Source organism: Amycolatopsis dongchuanensis (assembly GCF_039542405.1).
GTDB classification, from domain to species: Bacteria; Actinomycetota; Actinomycetes; order Mycobacteriales; family Pseudonocardiaceae; genus Amycolatopsis_E; species Amycolatopsis_E sacchari.
This window is the reverse complement of sequence record NZ_BAABIB010000035.1, coordinates 52,531-70,850: the sequence shown is the minus strand read 5'-3', so window position 1 is coordinate 70,850 and position 18,320 is coordinate 52,531. Positions and strand designations below refer to the sequence as shown.

The 18,320-nt window shown below is 69.2% G+C and carries 18 protein-coding genes and 1 tRNA gene; 12 read left to right on the top strand and 7 right to left on the bottom strand.

What is annotated here, in order from left to right:
* Window positions 1-41 precede the first annotated feature (41 nt).
* Both ABFX51_RS06900 and ABFX51_RS06895 read right to left on the bottom strand, forming a co-directional pair.
* Window positions 42-428, bottom strand: coding sequence for a DUF6879 family protein (locus ABFX51_RS06900; RefSeq protein WP_346052852.1), 387 nt, complete (start codon window positions 426-428; stop codon window positions 42-44).
* An 8-nt stretch (window positions 429-436) separates the two neighbouring features.
* Window positions 437-667, bottom strand: coding sequence for a hypothetical protein (locus ABFX51_RS06895; protein WP_346052844.1), 231 nt, complete (start codon window positions 665-667; stop codon window positions 437-439).
* Between the two features lie 292 nt (window positions 668-959).
* Between ABFX51_RS06895 and ABFX51_RS06890 the strand changes: the two genes are divergently transcribed.
* The 3 genes from ABFX51_RS06890 to ABFX51_RS06880 all read left to right on the top strand — a co-directional run bounded on the left by ABFX51_RS06890 (window position 960) and on the right by ABFX51_RS06880 (window position 3,726).
* Window positions 960-1,472, top strand: coding sequence for an XF1762 family protein (locus ABFX51_RS06890; protein WP_346052842.1), 513 nt, complete (start codon window positions 960-962; stop codon window positions 1,470-1,472).
* Between the two features lie 433 nt (window positions 1,473-1,905).
* Complete coding sequence (locus tag ABFX51_RS06885) at window positions 1,906-3,342, top strand: recombinase family protein (protein ID WP_346052840.1); 1,437 nt, start codon at window positions 1,906-1,908, stop codon at window positions 3,340-3,342.
* 27 nt (window positions 3,343-3,369) lie between these two features.
* Window positions 3,370-3,726 carry a hypothetical protein gene (locus ABFX51_RS06880; RefSeq protein ID WP_346052838.1) on the top strand — a complete coding sequence of 119 codons (357 nt, stop codon included), beginning with the start codon at window positions 3,370-3,372 and terminating at the stop codon, window positions 3,724-3,726.
* Between the two features lie 513 nt (window positions 3,727-4,239).
* On the opposite strand, the gene ABFX51_RS06875 is transcribed toward ABFX51_RS06880, so the two are convergent.
* Complete coding sequence (locus ABFX51_RS06875) at window positions 4,240-5,034, bottom strand: hypothetical protein (protein ID WP_346052836.1); 795 nt, start codon at window positions 5,032-5,034, stop codon at window positions 4,240-4,242.
* A 4-nt stretch (window positions 5,035-5,038) separates the two neighbouring features.
* Window positions 5,039-5,860 (bottom strand): sigma-70 RNA polymerase sigma factor region 4 domain-containing protein, encoded by an 822-nt coding sequence (locus tag ABFX51_RS06870; protein ID WP_346052834.1) that lies wholly within the window; start codon window positions 5,858-5,860, stop codon window positions 5,039-5,041.
* Between the two features lie 120 nt (window positions 5,861-5,980).
* On the opposite strand from ABFX51_RS06870, the gene ABFX51_RS06865 reads away from it, so the two are divergent.
* Genes ABFX51_RS06865 through ABFX51_RS06855 form a run of 3 tightly spaced genes read left to right on the top strand, consistent with a single transcriptional unit; the run spans window position 5,981 to window position 8,870 of the window.
* Complete coding sequence (locus ABFX51_RS06865) at window positions 5,981-6,388, top strand: hypothetical protein (protein WP_346052833.1); 408 nt, start codon at window positions 5,981-5,983, stop codon at window positions 6,386-6,388.
* The gene (locus tag ABFX51_RS06860) at window positions 6,388-7,746 is read left to right on the top strand and encodes a replication initiator (protein WP_346052831.1); all 1,359 of its coding nucleotides are present in this window, start codon (window positions 6,388-6,390) and stop codon (window positions 7,744-7,746) included. Before ABFX51_RS06865 ends, ABFX51_RS06860 begins: the two co-directional genes overlap by 1 nt.
* Window positions 7,746-8,870: a tyrosine-type recombinase/integrase gene (locus ABFX51_RS06855; protein WP_346052829.1), complete on the top strand. Its 1,125-nt coding sequence runs from the start codon at window positions 7,746-7,748 to the stop codon at window positions 8,868-8,870. The genes ABFX51_RS06860 and ABFX51_RS06855 overlap by 1 nt, the downstream gene beginning before the upstream one ends.
* Window positions 8,871-8,902: 32 nt before the next feature.
* Here ABFX51_RS06855 and ABFX51_RS06850 read toward each other — a convergent pair.
* Window positions 8,903-8,975: transfer RNA gene (locus ABFX51_RS06850), tRNA-Arg, on the bottom strand.
* A 217-nt stretch (window positions 8,976-9,192) separates the two neighbouring features.
* Between ABFX51_RS06850 and ABFX51_RS06845 the strand changes: the two genes are divergently transcribed.
* Entirely contained in the window at window positions 9,193-10,101 is a 909-nt protein-coding gene (locus ABFX51_RS06845) for a cation diffusion facilitator family transporter (protein ID WP_346052827.1), read from the top strand.
* Between the two features lies 1 nt (window position 10,102).
* Here the strand turns inward: ABFX51_RS06845 and ABFX51_RS06840 are convergent, their stop codons facing one another.
* Window positions 10,103-10,795, bottom strand: a complete 693-nt coding sequence (locus ABFX51_RS06840; RefSeq protein ID WP_346052825.1) for a DUF305 domain-containing protein — start codon at window positions 10,793-10,795, stop codon at window positions 10,103-10,105.
* Window positions 10,795-11,604: a thioredoxin-like domain-containing protein gene (locus tag ABFX51_RS06835; RefSeq protein WP_346052823.1), complete on the bottom strand. Its 810-nt coding sequence runs from the start codon at window positions 11,602-11,604 to the stop codon at window positions 10,795-10,797. Before ABFX51_RS06835 ends, ABFX51_RS06840 begins: the two co-directional genes overlap by 1 nt.
* 147 nt (window positions 11,605-11,751) lie before the next feature.
* Between ABFX51_RS06835 and argS the strand changes: the two genes are divergently transcribed.
* Genes argS through thrB form a run of 5 tightly spaced genes read left to right on the top strand, consistent with a single transcriptional unit; the run spans window position 11,752 to window position 18,096 of the window.
* Entirely contained in the window at window positions 11,752-13,407 is a 1,656-nt protein-coding gene (argS, locus tag ABFX51_RS06830; protein ID WP_346052821.1) for an arginine--tRNA ligase, read from the top strand.
* Between the two features lie 3 nt (window positions 13,408-13,410).
* Window positions 13,411-14,844 carry a diaminopimelate decarboxylase gene (gene lysA / locus ABFX51_RS06825; RefSeq protein ID WP_346052820.1) on the top strand — a complete coding sequence of 478 codons (1,434 nt, stop codon included), beginning with the start codon at window positions 13,411-13,413 and terminating at the stop codon, window positions 14,842-14,844.
* Window positions 14,845-14,867: 23 nt separating this feature from the next.
* Window positions 14,868-16,154, top strand: a complete 1,287-nt coding sequence (locus ABFX51_RS06820; protein WP_346052850.1) for a homoserine dehydrogenase — start codon at window positions 14,868-14,870, stop codon at window positions 16,152-16,154.
* The gene (thrC, locus tag ABFX51_RS06815) at window positions 16,151-17,218 is read left to right on the top strand and encodes a threonine synthase (protein ID WP_346052818.1); all 1,068 of its coding nucleotides are present in this window, start codon (window positions 16,151-16,153) and stop codon (window positions 17,216-17,218) included. Before ABFX51_RS06820 ends, thrC begins: the two co-directional genes overlap by 4 nt.
* Window positions 17,215-18,096 (top strand): homoserine kinase, encoded by an 882-nt coding sequence (thrB, locus tag ABFX51_RS06810; RefSeq protein WP_346052816.1) that lies wholly within the window; start codon window positions 17,215-17,217, stop codon window positions 18,094-18,096. The genes thrC and thrB overlap by 4 nt, the downstream gene beginning before the upstream one ends.
* Window positions 18,097-18,320 lie beyond the last annotated feature (224 nt).

Sequence of the window (18,320 nt, the reverse complement as noted above, 5' to 3'; positions counted from 1 at the left end):
ACAACATGATCAACTACCGGACCGGCCAGCCGCCCACCGGGTTACGAGACATCCCTTAGAAGGCGCGAGTCGAACAGCCAGTAGTCGTGGTCCGGCAGGTCCGCGGCTTCGGCCCGCTCCCGGGTCAGGTAGCGGATGTCGTCGCCGGCTTCGATGGTGAACTGTGAGGCCCAGAAGCCGAACCGGTTGTAGTCCGACAAGGGCAAGCTGACAACGCGGACGCGCGAGAAGCGCCGGCCTGCGGTCGTAGCTCCACGGACCATGTCGAGCCAGCCCTGGTACCAGGCGAGGTCGTCCGGCTCGCCGGCGAGGAACTTGCGGAAGGATTCGGCCTCGCGGGGCGCGTCGTAGCGGTCACGCACCTCAAGGCGGAAGGCGGTGTGCTCGAAAGTCCGGAAAAGGTCGGTGAACTCAGGCCCGGGTTCGATGAAGCGGCTCAGCGGTCTTCCTCCTCGGGGTTGCGCGTGTAGAACGCGAGGACGTCCTCCGGAATCTCGATGAGGGCTTCGCCCGGAGGGACGGGACCGACGTCGGCCAGCGCGTCCGGGTCGGTCACGACCCAGCCCTGGGCGATATAGGTCTTGCGATCGGAGCGGTCGGTGGCGAACAGGGTCGGTGAGTTGCCCTCCAGCGAGGAGGGGTCTTTACCGAGAAAGTGAGCTCGCATGCTGCTCCCTTCTCGAGGTGGCGCAAAACATGTCACGATGCTGACCTGCGACGATGACGCAGTCAATCGGGCGCACCGATACCGGCCGCTGGAGGACGTGCCAGGAGTTGTCCACAGCCGTGGCAGCTAGAGCTTGACCTTCATTGCCGATCCGCCACCTCGGATGGCGAGCGCCGCGCGACTTCTGCTGTCTGATCGACCGACTGCTCGCGGACTTCTTGGACATGTTCAGCACACTGGATGCTCGCCCTCCTGACGTCGCCTGGTCGACAGTCCGGATGCGGACCGCGTGATGGCCATGGGCCGGAAACTGACCATCGTGCCCGTGACGTTCCGTGAAGCTGCGGAGTTCATTCAGGCTCACCATCGGCATCACAAGCCACCGCGGGGGATGAAGTTCGCGCTCGGGGTAGCGGCCGGCCACGAGCTGGTCGGGGTCGCCACTGTCGGGCGCCCTGTCGCCCGCCACCTGGATGACGGCCTGACCGTGGAGGTTACTCGCACGTGTACCGACGGCACCCGCAACGCGAACAGCGCGCTCTACGGAGCGGCGTGGCGAACGGCGCGCGCTCTTGGATATCGAAGACTGATTTCCTACACGCAGGACGGAGAAACGGGAGCGAGCCTTCGCGCTGTCGGCATGAAGCCTGTCGCTGTACTCCGGGCCCGCGCGGGGTGGAACACTCGGAGTCGGCCGCGCGAGAGTCGGGATACGGACTGGGTTCCCCGTGTTCGATGGGAGATCGGACTGCGACCGGAGAAGTCAGTCCGGCGGGACACCGGTATGGAGACGGACGCGGTATAGGAGCGGACCGCTTGCGTGCCAGCTGCTTCAGCTGGTACAGCTGGCAAAGTCCAGCACCCGGCCGAAGAAGTTCGACGCCCTGGGCTGGAGATGTACTGATGGCAGGTGAGACCACCCGCCGTGACGAATCGACCGGTCACCTGGCCCGGGATGAGCCGCCTGAGGTCGTTGCGGAGTTGAGGGTCGTCCGAGGCGCCGAGGGAGAACGGCTGGCCGAGGTGCAGGCTCGGGTGCTGTGGGAGGTGACGGAGTGGCAGGCCCGGAACAGGTCCGCAAGTGGACGGGAAAGCGCGGCGTAGGCCGTGTTCGGAGTCCATACCGTCACTCCCGGTCGCGGGACGGAGCGATCCCTCTCGCGTCAGCTCCGGTCGTCTACCGGTTTGCCTGGCTGGGACGTGTGTCTACAAAGGACATGCAGGATCCTACGCTGTCCTTGCCCCGCCAGCTCGGTGTGTCTCAGCGCGCGTTGCCGGAGAACGCGGTGATTGTGGCGAACTTCTACGACGTCGAGTCGGGGCGGATGGACCTGGACGCTCGCGGCGGTGGACATGCGCACGAGCAGTTCGATATCCCCATTCCTCGCGACGGCGGGATTTCCGATCTTCTCGCCGAGGCCGAACGCACGGACCGACACTTCGACTACGTCATCTGCGAGTCCATCGACCGCACGGCGCGCCACATGTACTACGGAACCAGCATCGAACACCGGCTTGAGCGCGCCGGAGTGCGCCTGCTGGCTGCCGACGAACCGTTCGAGCTATCCACAGTAGACGGCCGTAAGCCGAAGATCGCCACCCAGTTGCTGACCCGGCGCGTCAAGCAGAGCATCTCCGAGTACTACGTCGTGGACATGCTGGAAAAGGCATGGGATGGCTACGCCGTGCACGCCGAGGCCGGCTTCAACATCGGCAAGCCCTGCCACGGATACCGGGCCAAGCACGTGCCGCATCCGGTTCCTGCCAAGCGCGCCAAGGGCATCAAGAAGACCTTTCTCGAGCCCGACCCGGCGGAGACCCCTGCCGTACGCAAGATCTTCGAGTGGCGGGTCAACGAGCGCCTCAGCCGCCGGGCTATCGCTGATCGGCTCAACCGAGACCTCGAACGGTATCCGCCTCCCATTCCCGTCGACCCCGGCAGAGCAGTGGGGCACTGGACGGATTCCAATGTCCGGGACATCGAGACCAATCCCAAATACACCGGCTACATGGTCTGGAACCGGCGCGGAAGAAAGAACCGCGGGAACCGGATCAACCCCATCGAGGAGTGGATCTGGTCCGCCGAGCCGGTCCACGAACCGCTCGTCGACCTCGAAATCTGGCTGCGGGCCCAGGAAGTCGGCCAGCACCGCTTCGGCTCCCGGAGCACCAGCAACACCAATGTCAGGCACCCGCAGACGAAACGCTCGTACCTGCTCCGCACGTACCTCTTCTGCGACAGCTGCGGCCGCCGGATGAACGGAAAAACCCGGCGCGGCCACGCGTACTACGTTTGCGCGCCGAAGAAGGGCTACGTCCCCGAGGGCCACCCGGCCCCGGGCTCGTTCTGGGTCCGAGAAGACGCTCTGGTCGCCAAGCTCGACGAGTTCCTCTCCGCCCACGTGTTCGGGGCGTACCGCCGCAGCCTCCTCACCTACAACCTTCAAGAGCTGGGAGTCAAGGCACAACGCGAACGCGAAGATCACATCGCTGCGCTCCGGCACCGGATCGACGACATCGCGGTCAAGATGAAGCGCGTCATGCGCAGTCTGGAACTCTTCGACAACCCCGACCAAGATCTCATCCGAGACATCAACGACCGCCGGGCGGAGCTCCGCGAACGCAAGGCCGCCCTGGAGACGCAGCTCACCGAGGCCGAGGAACAGCACGAATAAGCACCCAACGCGGACCTGCTCGACGTCATGCCTGTCGGTGACATCCAGGTAGATCAACTACCGGAGGAACTCGCCCGGCGACTCTTCGAGGCCCTGCGGCTCGAGCTGCACTACGACAAGGACGCCAACCGACTCCGAGTCACCGTCACACTCTCCGGCGCAACCGCACTCGCGGCACGTCAGAGGGGTGTAGAAGCCATCACCGTGCCTGGTCAGCAGAGCAGGCACGCTCACGCACAAGTCGAAGACAAGAACGAGGAGGATGTCATGCCGACCATCTCTCCCGTTCCCATCCTTGGAGTGCCCTCGGCAGGATTCGAACCTGCGACACCTGCCTCCGGAGGGCGCTCCGGCCGGGGCTTCAACCTGCTGCCCGGCCGCTGACCTGCGGTTGGCCGTCTTGCGTGGTGATGGTCATTTGCCGTTGGTTTCGGTCGCTGGTGGCTCTCGTGTGCCCCTGATGTGCCCCGCCGTGGGTGGATGGTCTCCACCTTCGAGTGGGGCTTTCTTGCCATCCCGTCGACCTGGCGCAGCCCGATCACATCGGGTCAAGGGGGCACTTCTCCTGCTGTGGCGACTGTGCCTGCGGTCTGCCCCCTTGACGCGGCGTGATAGCCCTTGGGGAGGTCGTCGGGATGGCAAGCAGCCCCACGTACCGCAGCGTTCCTGCTCTCTCAGCCATCCCGGAGACCTGCCCGCCCGGCGAGGGCATCTTCTCTTCTTCGCGGCGGCTGCGGGGTCGCCCGGCCTGTGTCGAACCGCCGCGCGGGACCGGCGCCAGCCGCACGCCCGCGCCTGGCGGTTCGACAGAGAGGGGCCGGGTCAGCGGCCCCGCAGGGGCCGCCTTGATGATGTAGAGAAAGTCCTCACCGCGTGTACGGGCAGTGGCTCTGCGGATCAAGTGTCGAGCAGGACGGCTGCAAGACTCTTGTCGTCGTGGCGCTTGGCTCGTGGGAGCGACTTGCCATCCGGGTCGGCCTCGGCTTCCCATGCCTGACAGCGATTGAGGCGTTCGTGAAGCTCCTCTGTGGACATGCGCGCGACAGCGGCCCAGTCATTCAGGCGGAGATGGCTCATCGTGTTGTAGGCGCCATCGCTGGCGAGAACGAGCCAAGGAACCTCGTCAGTGCCGTACTGCCGCAGCAAGGCATGTTGAGCCGCGTTCGGATCGGCCTCCGCGATCCAGTAGCCGCCGTCACGGTTCCGGTAGGCGGCCTGCTGCCTTTGCAGCTCGCGAACCGTCTCGCGATGCTGGGCGCCGTACCCGTGTCCAGCCATCAAGCGCTCCCGGTACACGCGTCGGGGCTCCAGGTCCAGCGCGTCCATCCGCTCGTCGGTGACCACCTCGTGCGGCAGGATGGCCACGCTGTCCCCAAGGGCCAGGACATTCACGCGGCCGTTCGTCTGGCGGGCGATCGTGACCGTGCTCGACGGGGAACGCCCTGGCACCAGGTGCAGGGCCTCCGCCGTACCTGCGATGGCCTGACTGAGGATCAGGCGGAGGTCGGCCTGTGGTTCGGTGAGCAAGAGATTCCGGAGGCTCATCCCCAGCTGTTCAGCGTACGCAGCCGGGGACACGGGCACGGGTACGAACGCCGACGCTCCGTCGAGCAGCACGACGGCGTGAGGCGTGGCGAACACCTTGTCGGCGCTCTGCTCGAACGGTGGGAGCTGGGCTGCTGCTGTGCGCACGTGATCACCAAAGGAAGGGTCCGGCTGCAAGTTCGCTGTGGGTGATGTCTAAGCCGTCGTACCCCGCTCGCACGATCAGCGAACATGGCGTCTCGGCTGTCTTGGCGAAGAGGTCCGCGAGGTTCTTCACGAGGTAGTCGGCCGCCCCGAGCGAGCCGATGCTGTGGACACCCGCGATGTGGACGACGACACGGCCGTCGATGATGTGCCGCCCGACGTACGCGAGATCCGCCGGTGCAGCCTGGGCGTCATCGCTGGGGGAGCCGTGACGCTTGCCCGTGGCGGCCTCCTCGATCCACCACCGGCCGCTGTCGTTGACCATCGCGAGAGCAGGGTCTTGGTCGAGCAGCCAGGCGCCGATCGGGGCCGACTTCGGACCACAGACAACAACCGTGTCTCCGGCTGGCGGGGCGGTCCGGTCCGGCTCGATCTGGTATTGGCTGGTCGCGAAGGTCAGCGACTCCAGCAGCCGGACGACCTGCTCCCCCGTCTTCGCGTCCTCGGCTGCGATCAACGGTCGTTCGCGGTCGGTGGTCTGGTAGCGGTACGGCACGCCGACGCTGACGGGACCGACACCGAAGAACGCCCGTTCGGGCGCGGGGGCCGTGCTGCGGATCTGGGTGACCCGACCCTTGGTGATCCCGAGCCTCGTTGCGATCTCCGTGTAGCTGAGGCCGAGTTCGCGGTGCGCGCGCTCGATCGCGTCTCGCCGGAGCCGAGCGAGTTCGGTCGCGCGCTGCTGGTAGACGGCAAGTAGCTCGGTGGCGCGCTGGCCTTGCCGGATTGGGTCCGACTCCCGCCGCACGCCCTCGAACTCGCTGCTCATCTTCTGGAGTTTAGCCCCCCTTGACGTACGTGGCTACGGGAGCTACTCTCGGTTTATCCCCCTAAACGCAGGCGACTCACTTCGACCAGTGAGTTTAGGGCCATAAACACGGAGGTGGCTGTGGGTGCGCTGGCTGTGCTTGATGAGCCGTTGCATGTGGTGGAGGTGCCGGAGCGGTTCCGGTTCTCGGATGAGAACCCGCTGACTCTGGAGCCGTACGCGCGGAACAAGGTCGGTGATCTTCCGCCGTATATCGAAGAGGTCATCACTGATGAGCTGGGGTTGTCGCCGCAGGAGTGGGACGCCCTGGTGGAGCAGGGGGAGACCTATTCGGTGGTGGGGCCGCACAAGGAGTACTCGCTGTCGCGGTTCGTGGCCTCGGTGCGGCGCCGTAACGGCCGGGACGCGCCGAACCCGAAGGTGTGCGGGGACTGCTGGGGAACGTTGGCGTGCGATGACTACGACGGGTCGATGACCGGCCGTAAGGGCGGGGTGTACTTCTGCGGGTTCTGCACGGGGACGTTCTGATGGGCGCTGCTCTCGTCGAACGTCTGTCCACGGAGGACGAACGCCTCTCGCTGTTGCTGCGCTCCGGGGGCTACCGGTCGTGGCGGGCCAAAGTGGAGGCCGTGGGCGGCTGCGCGAAGCCGATCCGGCTGGCGGGCTCCTCGTATTGGGAGACCCGTGATGGGCGGCGTGTCAAGGAGACTGAGGGTGCGATCTTCGCCGCCTGCAACAACCGGCGCGAGTCCCGCTGCCCGGCCTGCTCGGCACGCTACGCGGCGGACACCTTCCACCTGATCCGCTGCGGCCTGACCGGCGGCAAGGGCGTCACCGACGAGGTGGGGCAGTCCCCGCGGCTGTTCATCACCCTCACGGCGCCGTCGTTCGGGGCGGTGCACAACCGGCCGACCACCCGCGCCGGGAAGGCCCGCCGGTGTGCGTGCGGGGAGTACCACCACGAGCACGACACCCGCCTGGGATCGCCGATCGACCCGCAGGGCTACGACTACACCGGCGCGGTGCTCTGGCAGGCCCACGCCCCGGAGCTGTGGCGCCGGTTCACCATCACTGTCGCCCGCCACCTCGCCCGCGCCCTGGGCCTGCGCCCCCGCGAGCTGCGCGACCACGCGCGCCTCTCGTACGCCAAGGTCGCCGAGTACCAGCGGCGGGGCCTGGTGCACTTCCACGCCGTCGTCCGCCTCGACGGCCCCACCGGCCCCGGCAGCACCCCACCCGCCGCAGCAACCACCGAGCTACTCGACGCCGTGATCCGCTCGGCCGCCGCGTCGACCACTGTGGACAGTCCGGACTCCGACGTGGTCGGGTCACGAAGGCTGACGTGGGGTGACCAGGTGGACTGCGAACCCATCACCGCCACCGACCCCGACGACCCGGCCCAGCTCGTCCACGACCGGCAGGTCGCCGGGTACGTCGCGAAGTACGCCACCAAGGGCACCGGCCAGACCACCGGCTCGGACACCCCGATCCGCTCCGAGCAGCACATCGCCGACCTGAACGTCTCCGAGCACGCCCGCGCCATGATGCGCACGGCCTGGAACCTCGGCGGGCTGCCGGAGTTCGCGGACCTGCGGCTGCGGAAGTGGGCGCACATGCTCGGCTTCCGCGGCCACTTCCTGACCAAGTCCCGCCGCTACTCCACCACCTTCACCGCTCTGCGGTCGGCCCGCCGTGAGCACCGCTTCGCCCGCGAGCTGGCCGCGCTCGGGATCGAGGACACCTCCGAGGTCGTGGTGGTCAGCGACTGGTCCATGACCGGCGTCGGCTACCGCAACGACGCCGAACGCCAACTCGCCGAAGCCATCGCAGACGCTGCACTCGAACGCCGCAAGGCACACCGACCAGACCTCGCCGAGGTGGCCTGATGGCTGACATTGACGACCGGTGGCACCGGCGCGGCCCGGACGGAAAGCCTGTGCGCACTGACCGCTACGGCGTTGGTGCCCGCTGGCTGGTGCGCTGGCGCGACCCGGATGGCAAGCAGCGCAAGAAGAGTTTCACGCGCAAGACGGACGCGGAGAGCTTCGCTGCGAGCCTGGAGCACGGCCTGCGTTCCGGTTCCTACATCGCCCCCGAGGCTGGCCGTGTCCAGGTGGGGGAGTGGGCGAAGCGCTGGCTTGATGCGCAAGGACACCTCGCCCGGTCCACGTTCGTCCGGTACGAGATCGCCATCAACACCCACATCCTGCCTCGCTGGGGCAACGTGCACCTGTCGTCGATCAAGCACGCGGACGTGCAGGTGTGGGTTTCGGGGCTTGCGAAGGAGTGGTCGGCCGCCTCTGTGATCAAGGTGCACGGGGTCTTCTCGCAGATGCTCGCCTGGGCGGTGAAGGACGCTCGGCTCGCGCGCAACCCGGCCGAGGGTGTGCGGCTTCCCCGGCCGGCGCTTCCGGACCACCGCTACCTGAACCACGCTCAGGTTGCCGCCTTGGCCGACGCCTGCGGCTCCTACGGCATCGTGGTCCGGTTCCTGGCCTACACCGGCCTGCGATGGGGAGAGCTGGCAGCCTTGAAGGTCGGCCGGGTGGACCTTCAGCGGCGGCGGGTCCTGATCGCGGAGTCGGTGACGGAGGTCAACGGCGAACTGGTCTGGGGGACACCCAAGACGCACGAGCGGCGGTCGGTGCCGCTGCCGCGCTTCCTGGCGGACGAGCTGGCGTCCCGGATCGAGCACCGGCCGGACGACGCACTGGTGTTCACCTCGCCCCAGGGCGGTGTCCTGCGGGTGCGGAACTTCCGGCGCCGGGTCTTCGACGCTGCTGTGCGCAAGGTCGGGCCGCAGGGCTTCCACCCGCATGAGCTACGGCACACGGCGGCTTCACTGGCCATTGCTTCGGGCGCCGACGTCAAGATCGTCCAGCAGATGCTGGGGCACAAGACCGCGACGATGACCCTCGACCTGTACGGGCACCTGTTCCCGGACCGGCTGGACGAGATCGCCGACCGGATGGACCGGGCGGCGAGTGCCCCCAATGTGACCCGGAAATGATCTTGCGATCGAAAAAGTGGCTCTGACCTGGGTGCCCTCGGCAGGATTCGAACCTGCGACACCTGCCTCCGGAGGGCAGTGCTCTATCCCCTGAGCTACGAGGGCGCCGTCTTGACGACGTGGAGAACTCTAGCGCACCCGATCGCGCGTCCGGCACCCGGGACCCCGTGCGGGTTCGGTCGAAGAGCGGTACGTTCCGGGAGAGGTAAGGCTAGCCTGTATTGCATACATGCGCATATCGCTATACGTTGCCGGCAGGAACCAGGAACCAGGAACCAGGAGCGGAGCGACGCGGCGAGAGACGCGAGAGGAGGAGGGCGGCATGGGACACGGCCACGGCCACGGCGTGCCGAGCGCGTCGGGGCGTCATCTGCCCCGGCTCGTCGTCGCGCTTGGGATTGGCGTCTTGTTCCTCGTGCTCGAGGTCGTCGTCGGTGTGCTGACCGGCTCGCTGGCCCTCATCTCCGACGCCGCGCACATGCTCACCGACGTGTTCGGCCTCGGGATGGCCCTCACGGCCATCGTCCTGGCGCGGCGCAGCGGACCGACCTACCGGCGCACCTTCGGCCTGTACCGCGCCGAGGTGCTGGCCGCCCTGGGCAACGCCGTCCTCCTGTTCGGCGTCGCCGGGTACGTCCTCGTCGAGGCGATCGGCCGCATCACCGACCCGCCCGAGGTGCCCGGCCTCCCCGTGCTCCTGACGGCCGTCGCGGGCCTCGTCGCGAACCTTGCCGCCTTCGCCCTCCTGCGGGCGGGCGCCAAGGAGAGCCTCAACGTCCGCGGCGCGTACCTCGAGGTGCTCGCCGACCTCATCGGCTCCGTCGGCGTCCTCGTCAGCGGCGCGATCACGCTCACGACCGGCTGGCGCTACGCCGACCCGATCATCGGTGTCGCGATCGGGCTGTTCGTCCTGCCCCGCACCGTGGCGCTGGCCAGGCGGGCCCTGCGGATCCTCTTCCAGCACGCGCCCGCGGAGGTCGACGTCGAGGGCATCGCCACCGAACTGGCCGCGCTCGCGGGCGTCCGCGACGTGCACGACCTGCACGTCTGGACCCTCACCTCCGGCATGGAGGTCGCCTCGGCGCACCTCGCCGTCGAGCAGCACGCCGAACCCGCGGAAGTGCTGGCACAGGCCCAGAACCTGCTCGCGAACGACTACCACATCCAGCACGCCACGCTGCAGATCGAGCCGTGCGAGCAGGCGAAGCGCTGCGAGGAACTGTCCTGGTGAACTACAGCGGCTGAGCGCCCCGCGCGGCGAGCAGCTGCTTCATCAGCACCATCTCCGCGCCCTGCGAGTCGAGGATGCTCTGCGTCAGCGTCTTCACCGCGGCCACGGACGTGTGGTCGTGTGCGTACTGCGCCATCTCCGTGCCGCCCTGGTGGTGCCGCAGCATCAGCTGCAGGAAGTAGACGTCCAGGTCCTTGCCGGACAGCGAGCGCAGCTTCGCCAGCTCCGCGTTCGTCGCCATGCCCGGCATCGGCGCGTCACCGGAACTCGTGGACGACATCGACATACCGGCCATGTGGTGGGCGTCCGGCTGGCTCATCCACGACATGTACGCGCCGGTCGTCTGCTCGGGCTGGCCCCACAGCATCAGCCAGCCCTTCATCCGGCCCACCTGCTCCAGCTGCGTGCTCTGGATGTCGAACGCCAGCTGCCGGATCTGCTGGTCGGTGCTGTGATCACGGGCCCAGTTGGCCATCGTGACGGCCTGCAGGTGGTGCACCGACATGTCCTGCGCGAACCCGACCTCCACCGAACCCGCCGCCGGGGTGGCCTGTTCGGACGAGTTGAGCGCGCGCTGCGTCAGGAACATCCCGATCACCGCGCCCAGCAGCAGGACCGCGACCACCGTCGCGCCGATCACGACCGGGCGCGACCACGAGGGCCGCGCCGGAACCTCCTCGATGGGCTCGGTCATCACGGCGTGGGGGACGGGGCGGTCGACGCGCCGGCGCCCATGTCCTGCTGCGTGCCCGTGGAACCCTTGTAGTCCATCGGCTTCGCGTCGGGGCCCGGCGGGGTCGGGTCGAACGCGGGCGGGTTGTCGGGGTCGAACGCACCCGGCCCGAGCGCGTCGCAGGAGGCGCCGACCTCGGGGTAGGTGTTCTGGTTGGTGCGCAGCGCGGTGATGAACTCGTCGATGCGCTGGTCGTCGGCACTGTCCACCTTGAGCTGGTGGCCCCAGGACTGCAGCGAGATCGGCTTGTCGAGGCCCGGGTACGGCGACATCATCGTGTACGGCTTGCCCTCGACCTTGGCCTTGAGCTTGTTCACCGCGTCACCGGTGACCTGGTCGGGGTTGTAGGCGATCCAGACCGCGCCGTGCTCGAGCGAGTGGACCATGTTCTCGGTGCGCACGGCCTTCGGGTAGACGATGCCGTTGCACGCCGCCCAGTAGCCGTCGTGCGGCCCGCCGAACGGCGGCGAGTGGTCGTACGCGACGCGCTCGGTCGGCAGGACGTGCACGCTGCCCTGGTACTGCACCGTCACGATCCCGGCGAGCTTGAGCGACGGGTCGGGGTTCGACGCGCTGGGCACCCAGTCGGCGAGCGCGCGCTTGGGCGCGGACTGCACGAGGTAGTAGGTGACGACGACGGCGGCGAGCGCCACGACGGCGACGACCGCGATGACCGTGCCCCACGGGAAGCCCCGTTTGGTCACCACCGAGTTCCGCGCCGCCTTGACGGCCTTCTTCGAGGAGGCCTTCTTCTTCGTGCCGCTGGCCATGGCTCCCGCATCCGCTCGAGATCTGAATTGCCCTCAGTGAGTCTAGAGAGAATCGTGTGAGCGGCGCGTAGTGCCTCCGTTGAGGGTGGTGGCGGGCTGGCGGGTGGGCGTGTCAGGTGCACGTCAACGGCCACATACACTCGCGTGGTGACTCCCGCCGTGCTTGCCGAACTCGTTCGCTCGTCCGCCGTGCAGGTGCTGACCTCGCGTGGGCTCGACCCCGCCGCCCTGCCCGAGACCGTGACGATCGAGCGACCCCGCAACCCCGACCACGGAGACTACGCCACCAACCTGGCCCTGCAGGTGGCGAAGAAGGTCGGGATGCAGCCGCGTGAGTTCGCCCAGGCCCTCGCCGAGCAGGTCGCCGGCGACGACGGGGTCGCGAGCGCCGAGGTCGCCGGCCCCGGCTTCCTGAACTTCCGCCTCGCCGCCGACGCGCAGGGCGAGCAGGTGCGCCAGGTCCTCTCCGCGGGGGAGCGCTACGGCACCGGTGACGCGCTGACCGGCCGCAAGATCAACCTCGAGTTCGTCTCCGCGAACCCGACGGGCCCGATCCACCTGGGCGGCACGCGCTGGGCCGCCGTCGGTGACGCGCTGGGCCGCATCCTGGCCGCGCAGGGCGCCGACGTCACGCGCGAGTACTACTTCAACGACGCCGGTGCGCAGATCGACCGCTTCGTCCGGTCGCTGATCGCCGCCGCGAAGGGCGAGCCCGCGCCGGAGGACGGTTACGCGGGTGCGTACATCTCGGACATCGCCGCCGAGGTGCTGCGGCAGGAGCCGAGCGCGCTGTCGCACCCCGAGGCCGAGCGGCACGAGACGTTCCGCCGCATCGGCGTCGACCTGATGTTCGCCGAGATCAAGAAGAGCCTCCACGAGTTCGGCACCGACTTCGACGTCTTCTTCCACGAGGACTCGCTGCACGCCAGCGGCGCGGTGGCCGGTGCGGTGGAGGAGCTGAAGGCCAAGGGCACCCTGTACGAGGCCGACGGCGCGTGGTGGCTGCGCTCCACCGAGTTCGGTGACGACAAGGACCGCGTGGTCATCAAGAGCGACGGCAACCCGGCCTACATCGCGGGCGACATCGCGTACCTGCAGGACAAGATCGGCCGCGGTTTCGACCTGTGCATCTACATGCTGGGCGCCGACCACCACGGCTACATCGCGCGGCTCAAGGCGGCCGCGGCCGCGATGGGGCACGACCCGGCGGTCGTCGAGGTGCTGATCGGCCAGCTGGTGAACCTCGTCAGCGGCGGCAAGCCGGTCCGGATGAGCAAGCGCGCCGGCACGGTGATCACGATGGAGGACCTCGTCGAGGCCGTGGGCGTGGACGCCGCGCGCTACGAGCTGACCCGGTACTCGGTGGACTCCTCGATCGACATCGACCTCGACCTGCTGCGCAAGCACAGCGACGAGAACCCGGTCTACTACGTGCAGTACGCCCACGCGCGCCTGGCGTCACTGCAGCGCAACGCCGCCGACCTCGGCCTGAAGCCGGACGCCGGGGTGGACCTCGGCCTGCTCACGCTCCCGCAGGAAGGCGACCTGATCCGCACGATCGGCGAGTTCCCGACGATCGTCCGCCGGGCCGCCGAGCTGCGTGAGCCGCACCGCGTCGCCCGGTACCTGGAGAGCCTGGCCGGCGCGTTCCACAAGTTCTACGCCGTCGCGCCCGTGCTGCCCAAGGGCGACGCGGAGGCCACCCCGCTCACCTTCGCGCGCCTCGCCCTGTGCGAGGCCGCGCGGCAGGTGTTCGCGAACGGCCTGGCGCTGCTCGGTGTCTCCGCCCCGGAACGGATGTAACCCATGGCTCACCCCGCAGGACCCCGGCACGCCGATGTGCGCCCGCACGCCGACACCGCCGGTTTTCCCCCGGCCACGGCCGACGAGTTCGACCGGCTGTACCCGAAGGTGTGGCCCCGCAACACTTACCGCGCGCCCGACGGCGTCGTCCGCATCGCCGGTGTCGACGTCCGCGAGCTCGCCGACACCTACGGCACCCCGCTGTTCGTCGTGGACGAGGCCGACTTCAAGGCGCGCTGCGCCGAGTACGCCGAGGCCTTCGATGATCCGTCGCTGGTGCACTACGCGTCCAAGGCCTTCCTCTGCACGGAGATCGCCCGCTGGGTCGCCGCGCAGGGCCTGAGCCTGGACGTCGCGAGCGGGGGAGAGCTGGCGGTCGCGCTGCACGCCGGGTTCCCCGCCGAGCGGATCACGTTCCACGGCAACAACAAGTCCATCGCCGAGCTGGAGGCCGCGGTGGACGCGGGCGTCGGCACGGTGGTGCTCGACTCGTTCTACGAGATCGCCAGGCTCGCCGACGTCGCCGCGCGCCGCGAGGTCGTGCAGAACGTCCTCGTGCGCGTCACGGTCGGTGTCGAGGCCCACACCCACGAGTTCATCGCGACCGCGCACGAGGACCAGAAGTTCGGGTTCTCGCTCGCGGCGGGGGACGCCGCCGAGGCGGTGCGGCGGGTGCTCAACGCGTCCTCGCTGCGGCTCGTCGGGCTGCACAGCCACATCGGTTCGCAGATCTTCGACTCGGACGGTTTCGAGGTCGCCGCGCGGCGCGTCGTCGGGCTGCTCGCGGAGCTGCGCAAGGAACACGGCGACGAGCTGATCCAGCAGCTGTCCGTTGTGGACCTCGGTGGTGGTTTCGGGATCGCCTACACCGACCGGGACAACCCGCCGCCGCCCGCGCAGATGGTGACGCAGATCCGCGAGATCGTCCGCAAGGAGTGCGAGTTCGCCGGGCTGCCGGTGCCGCGCATCGCGGGCGAGCCGGGCCGCGCGATCGCCGGTCCCGGCACGATCACGCTGTACGAGGTCGGCACCATCAAGGACGTGTCGCTGGGCGACAACCTGAGCCGCCGCTACGTCAGCGTCGACGGCGGCATGAGCGACAACATCCGCACCGCGCTCTACGACGCGGTGTACGACTGCCGCCTGGTGTCCCGCTCCGCCGCCGACGGCGACGGTGAGGTCGGCGCTGCGCTCTCGCGCGTGGTGGGCAAGCACTGCGAGTCCGGTGACATCGTCGTCCGCGACTGCTGGCTGCCCGACACCCTCGCGCCCGGTGACCTGCTCGCGCTCGCCGCCACCGGCGCGTACTGCTACTCGATGGCCAGCAACTACAACCGCCAGCCGCGGCCCGCCGTGGTCGCGGTCCGCAACGGCAGCGCCCGGCTGCTGCTGCGCCGGGAGACCGTCGAGGACATGCTGAACCTGGAGGTGTCGTGACACTGTCCACTTCGGACGGCAGGATGGTCCGCGTTGCGCTGCTCGGCTGCGGCACGGTGGGCGGTGAGGTCGCGCGCCTGCTGACCGAGCAGGCCGACGAGCTGGCCGCCCGCGCCGGTGCCCCGGTGGAGCTGGCCGGCATCGCGGTGCGCCGCCCCGACAAGCACCCCGAGCTGCCGCAGCACCTGCTCACCGCCGACGCCGCCGCGCTCGTGGAGTCCGATGTGGACGTCGTCGTCGAGCTGATCGGCGGGATCGAGCCCGTGCGGACGTGGCTGCTCACCGCGCTGCGCAAGGGGAAGTCGGTCGTCACGGCGAACAAGGCGCTGCTGTCGGAGTACTCCGGCGAGCTGTCCGAAGCCGCCGACGCCGCGGGCGCGGACCTGTACTTCGAGGCCTCGGTGGCCGGTGCGATCCCGTTGCTGCGGCCGCTGCGCGAGTCGCTGGCGGGTGACCGCATCACGAAGGTGATGGGCATCGTCAACGGCACCACCAACTTCATCCTGTCCGCGATGGACTCCACGGGTGCCGGATACGCCGAAACCCTCGACGAGGCAAGCCGCCTCGGGTACGCGGAGGCGGACCCGACGGCCGATGTGGACGGTTACGACGCCGCGTCGAAGGCCGCGATCCTGGCGTCGCTGGCGTTCCACACCCGCGTGACCGCGTCGGACGTCCACCGCGAGGGCATCTCGGGGGTCACCGCGTCCGACATCGCGGCCGCGAAAGCGCTGGGCCGCACGGTGAAGCTGCTCGCGATCTGCGAGCGCGTGACGGCCGACGACGGCACGGAGTCGGTGTCAGCCCGCGTGCACCCGGTGATGATCCCGCGCAGCCACCCGCTCGCGGGCGTCGGCGGCGCGTTCAACGCCGTGTTCGTCGAGGCGGACGCGGCGGGCGAGCTGATGTTCTACGGGCAGGGCGCCGGCGGCGCGCCGACGGCCAGCGCGGTGCTGGGCGACCTCGTCGCGGTGGCGCGCAACCTGGTGCTCGGCGGGCGAGGCCCGCGCGAGTCCGCGCACGCCAACCTGCCCGTGCGCCCGATGGGCCAGACACCCACGCGCTACCACGTGAGCCTCGACGTGGCCGACCGCCCTGGTGTGCTGGCCCAGGTGGCGCAGGTGTTCGCCGACCACGGCGTGAGCATCGCGGCCGTGCGCCAGCGCGACCGGCTGTCCACCGCGAGCCTGGTCATCGTGACCCACCTCGCTCCTGACGCGGCTCTCGACGCGACGGTCGAGGCGATCGGGAAGATGGACGTCGTGCGCGAAGTGGTCAGCGTGATGCGGGTGGAAGGCGAAGACTCATGACCGGTGCGAAGCCCGGTTGGCCGGGGATCATCGAGGCGTACGCGGACCGGGTGCCGATCCCGGCCGGGGCGAAGGTGGTCACCCTCGGCGAGGGCAACACGCCGCTGCTGCCCGCCCCGCACCTGTCGGAGCTGACCGGTGCCGAGGTCTACCTCAAGGTCGAGGGCGCCAACCCGACGGGCTCGTTCAAGGACCGCGGCATGACCGTGGCCATCACGCACGCGCTCGCCAGCGGGCTGCAGGCCGTGATCTGCGCCTCCACCGGCAACACCTCCGCCTCCGCCGCCGCGTACGCCGCGCGGGCCGGGCTGACGTGCGCGGTCCTCGTGCCGCAGGGCAAGATCGCGATGGGCAAGCTCGCCCAGGCCGTCCTGCACGGCGCGCGGATCCTGCAGGTCGACGGCAACTTCGACGACTGCCTCGAACTCGCCCGCAAGACGGCGGCCGACCACCCGGTGACGCTCGTCAACTCCGTCAACCCGGTGCGCCTGATCGGCCAGCGGACCGCCGCGTACGAGGTGTGCGACGTGCTCGGCCGGGCGCCCGACATCCACTGCCTCCCGGTCGGCAACGCGGGCAACATCACCGCGTACTGGGCGGGTTACACGGGTTACGCCGCCGACGGGATCGTCGAGAACACCCCGCGGATGTTCGGTTTCCAGGCCGCGGGTGCTGCGCCGCTCGTGCACGGCGAACCGGTCAAGGAGCCGGAGACGATCGCGACCGCGATCCGGATCGGCAGCCCCGCCTCGTGGGAGGGCGCGGTCAACGCGCGCAACGCTTCCGGTGGCCTGTTCGAGAAGGTCACCGACGAGCAGATCCTCGCCGCGTACCGGCTGCTGGCGAGCAAGGAGGGCGTGTTCGTCGAGCCCTCGTCGGCGACGAGCGTCGCCGGGCTGCTGCTCACCGCGGCGGACGGGCGGCTGCCCAAGGGCGCGACGGTGGTCTGCACCGTCACCGGGCACGGCCTGAAGGACCCGTCTACGGCCCTGGAAGGCAACGTCGAGGTCGAACCCCTGTCGGTGGACCCGAACGCGGTCGCGGCGGCGCTGGACCTGTCGTGACGTCGTTCAAGGTGACCGTGCCGGCGTCGTCGGCGAACCTCGGGCCCGGCTTCGACGCGCTGGGGCTGGCGCTCGGGCTGCACGACGTGGTCGAGGTGCAGGTCATCGAGGCCGGGCTGAAGGTCGAGGTGTTCGACGCGGGCGCGGGTGGCGTCGAGGACGTGCCGACCGACGAAACACACCTCGTCGTACGTGCGATTCGCCACACCTGCGAGCGGCTCGGGGTGCGTGTGCCGGGCCTGCACCTGCGTTGTTTCAACAAGATCCCGCACGCGCGCGGGCTCGGCTCGTCCGCCGCCGCGGTCGTGTCGGGTGTCGCGGCGGGCTACGCGCTCGCGGAGCGCGAGCCGGACGCCGAGGCCGTGCAGCTGGCCGCCGAGTTCGAGGGGCACGCGGACAACGCGGCCGCGAGCCTGCTGGGCGGCCTGGTCATCGCGTGGTGCGAGGACGGGCGGTTTTCGGCCGAGCGGCTGACGGTGCACCCTTCGATCCGCCCGGTCGTCGCGGTACCCGGCGTGAAGTCCTCCACCGCGGCCACTCGCGGGCTGCTGCCGCCGCAGGTCCCGCACCCCGACGCCGCCTTCTCCGCGGGCCGCGCCGCCCTCGCCGTGCACGCGCTGACCTGCGATCCCGCCGTGCTGCTGCCCGCCACCGCGGACCGGCTGCACCAGCACTACCGCGCCTCCGCCTACCCGGCGACCGCGCGGCTCGTGCGTGAGCTGCGTGACGCCGGGGTGGCGGCCACGGTGTCCGGCGCCGGACCCACGGTGCTGGCGCTGACGACCGACGGAATAATTCCCGGTTCGGTCGGTGTTGAAGGCTTCGTCGTCTCCGAACTACCGGTCGATCCGGTCGGAGTCCAGGTCACGCCGCGGTAGCGGGGTCAACCCGATTCGGCGCCACGCCGGGGGTGGTTGTTGCACCTCGACTCCGCTCGGTCTACCCTCGGGGGCGTTCGATCACCGTGCGCAGTTCCGCACCCGGTGACGGTCCCGGGGGATCCTTCCCGGATCGCATCTTCAGTTTGAAGCCGATGATTCCGCACAGCTGATGCAGGGATGGACCTCAGGCGGGTTTCCGGTGGCAACGGTGACGAATTCAG

What these genes read in the sequence shown, in the direction of transcription:
- ABFX51_RS06895 (WP_346052844.1), bottom strand. Translation starts at nt 667, where the DNA reads ATGCGAGCTCACTTTCTCGGTAAAGACCCCTCCTCGCTGGAGGGCAAC.
- ABFX51_RS06890 (WP_346052842.1), top strand. Translation starts at nt 960, where the DNA reads ATGGCCATGGGCCGGAAACTGACCATCGTGCCCGTGACGTTCCGTGAA.
- ABFX51_RS06880 (WP_346052838.1), top strand. Translation starts at nt 3,370, where the DNA reads ATGCCTGTCGGTGACATCCAGGTAGATCAACTACCGGAGGAACTCGCC.
- ABFX51_RS06870 (WP_346052834.1), bottom strand. Translation starts at nt 5,860, where the DNA reads ATGAGCAGCGAGTTCGAGGGCGTGCGGCGGGAGTCGGACCCAATCCGG.
- ABFX51_RS06860 (WP_346052831.1), top strand. Translation starts at nt 6,388, where the DNA reads ATGGGCGCTGCTCTCGTCGAACGTCTGTCCACGGAGGACGAACGCCTC.
- ABFX51_RS06855 (WP_346052829.1), top strand. Translation starts at nt 7,746, where the DNA reads ATGGCTGACATTGACGACCGGTGGCACCGGCGCGGCCCGGACGGAAAG.
- ABFX51_RS06845 (WP_346052827.1), top strand. Translation starts at nt 9,193, where the DNA reads ATGGGACACGGCCACGGCCACGGCGTGCCGAGCGCGTCGGGGCGTCAT.
- ABFX51_RS06840 (WP_346052825.1), bottom strand. Translation starts at nt 10,795, where the DNA reads ATGACCGAGCCCATCGAGGAGGTTCCGGCGCGGCCCTCGTGGTCGCGC.
- ABFX51_RS06835 (WP_346052823.1), bottom strand. Translation starts at nt 11,604, where the DNA reads ATGGCCAGCGGCACGAAGAAGAAGGCCTCCTCGAAGAAGGCCGTCAAG.
- lysA (WP_346052820.1), top strand. Translation starts at nt 13,411, where the DNA reads ATGGCTCACCCCGCAGGACCCCGGCACGCCGATGTGCGCCCGCACGCC.
- ABFX51_RS06820 (WP_346052850.1), top strand. Translation starts at nt 14,868, where the DNA reads ATGGTCCGCGTTGCGCTGCTCGGCTGCGGCACGGTGGGCGGTGAGGTC.
- thrC (WP_346052818.1), top strand. Translation starts at nt 16,151, where the DNA reads ATGACCGGTGCGAAGCCCGGTTGGCCGGGGATCATCGAGGCGTACGCG.